Source organism: Azoarcus sp. TTM-91, from assembly GCF_012911025.1.
Lineage (GTDB): Bacteria > Pseudomonadota > Gammaproteobacteria > Burkholderiales > Rhodocyclaceae > Azoarcus.
Genome location: NZ_WUEI01000244.1, coordinates 1 through 1,907, shown reverse-complemented (window position 1 = coordinate 1,907; position 1,907 = coordinate 1). Strand labels below are relative to the sequence as shown.

Below are 1,907 nucleotides of genomic sequence, written 5' to 3'. Positions count from 1 at the left end.
CCCCCGGCCCTCCCCGCGAGGGGGAGGGGGAAAACCTGCGCAGACACTCGGCCACGCTGGCGACTTGTCTGGCGACCCGCGCTGACATGCCGTCGGCTCATCCAGGCAGCGCTCCACCGCGTTCGCGGCTTGTGTCTCAGCGATGCCCTCGGCCTATCTCTTCAATATTCGCGCCGAGGTGCCGCAGTGCGGGGCGGTAGCGCCTCCGGGCGCATCAGCCCCGGCCTCGTCAAAACGCATCCCCCGGCACCCGCACCCAGCCCTCCATCAGCACCCGCGCCGAGCGGCTCATCAGTGCCTTGGTGATCCGCCACTGCCCGTCCTCCAGCCTCGCCTCCGCGCCGACGCGCAAAGTGCCGGAGGGGTGGCCGAAGCGGACGGCGCTGCGCGCTCCGCCGCCGGCGGCGAGATTCACCAGCGTGCCGGGGATGGCGGCGGCCGCGCCGATGGCGACCGCGGCGGTGCCCATCATGGCGTGATGCAGCTTGCCCATGGACAGCGCCCGCACCAGCAGGTCGACGTCGCCGGCGCGCACCTGTTTGCCGCTGGAGGCGACGTAATCCCTGGGCGGGGCGACGAAGGCGACCTTGGGCGTGTGCTGGCGGCCGGCGGCGTCGGCGATGTCGCGGATCAAGCCCATGCGGACGGCGCCGTGGGCGCGTATGGCCTCGAACATCGCCAGCGCCCTGGCGTCGCCGTTGATGTCGGGCTGCAGTTCGGTGCCGGTGTAGCCGAGGTCGGCGGCGTTCAGGAAGATGGTGGGGATGCCGGCATTGATCAGCGTCGCCTGCAGCACGCCGACGCCGGGCACTGCCAGGTCGTCCACCAGCCGGCCAGTGGGGAACATGGCGCCGCCCTCACCCTCCTCCGCCGGATCGAGGAATTCCAGCTGCACCTCGGCCGCCGGGAAGGTCACCCCGTCCAGCTCGAAATCGCCGGTCTCCTGCACCTGGCCGTCGCTGATAGGCACGTGGGCGACGATGGTCTTGCCGATGTTCATCTGCCAGATGCGCACGGTGGCGACGCCGTTGCGCGGCACCCGGGCAGCATCCACCAGCCCGCCGGCCAGCGCGAAGGAGCCGACCGCCGCCGACAGGTTGCCGCAGTTGCCGGACCAGTCGACGAAGGCGCTGTCGATGGCGACCTGGCCGAAAAGGTAGTCCACGTCATGGTCCGGCCGCGCGCTCCTGGCCAGGATCACCGCCTTGCTGGTGCTGGAGGTGGCGCCGCCCATGCCGTCGGTCTGCTTGCCATAGGGGTCGGGGCTGCCGATCACCCGCAGCAGCAGCCGGTCGCGCGCCGCGCCGGGCTGTTGAGCGGCCGGCGGCAGGTCCTGCAGGCGGAAGAACACGCCCTTGCTGGTGCCACCGCGCATGTAGGTGGCGGGAATCCGGATCTGTGGCGGGTGGTGCGTCATTTCAGTTCGTCCTCATGGTCGGGGGCGCGTCCAGCGCGGCCCAGATGGCGCTCATCACGTCGTCGGCACGGATCAGCACGTCGTCATTCCAGAAACGCAGCACGGTGTATCCCTGCGCTCGCAGCCAGGCGTCCCGCCGCTCGTCGTGGTGGCTGCCGTTGTGCTGGCCGCCATCGAGCTCCACGACCAGCCGCGCGCCGAAGTGCAGGAAGTCCACCACATAGGGACCGAGCGGCTGCTGGCGGCGGAACTTCTGCCCGCCCAGACGGTGCGCCCGCAGGAGCCGCCACAGCAGGCGCTCGGCATCGGTCATGTGCTGGCGCAGTTGTCTGGCGAATTGGCGCTGGTGCATGGCCAGGCCTCTCGAAGAGCTTTTTTCCCTGGGGAAGGGATGACATTGAATAGTCATAAAACATATCAAGAGAGCCAAGCGGAAGACTGGTGGCGTGGCGGTGCTGAACCGCTGCCCCCTCTCCCCCAGCCCCCGCTC

The 1,907-nt window shown here is 69.8% G+C and carries 2 protein-coding genes; both read right to left on the bottom strand.

What is annotated here, in order from left to right; genetic code table 11:
• Positions 1–229: 229 nt before the first annotated feature.
• A complete protein-coding gene (gene prpF / locus GRF61_RS23985; protein ID WP_169153132.1) occupies positions 230–1,417 on the bottom strand; it encodes a 2-methylaconitate cis-trans isomerase PrpF in 1,188 nt (395 codons plus the stop codon).
• A gap of 1 nt (position 1,418) precedes the next feature.
• Positions 1,419–1,769, bottom strand: a complete 351-nt coding sequence (locus tag GRF61_RS23980; RefSeq protein ID WP_169153131.1) for a DUF559 domain-containing protein — start codon at positions 1,767–1,769, stop codon at positions 1,419–1,421.
• Positions 1,770–1,907: the final 138 nt, after the last annotated feature.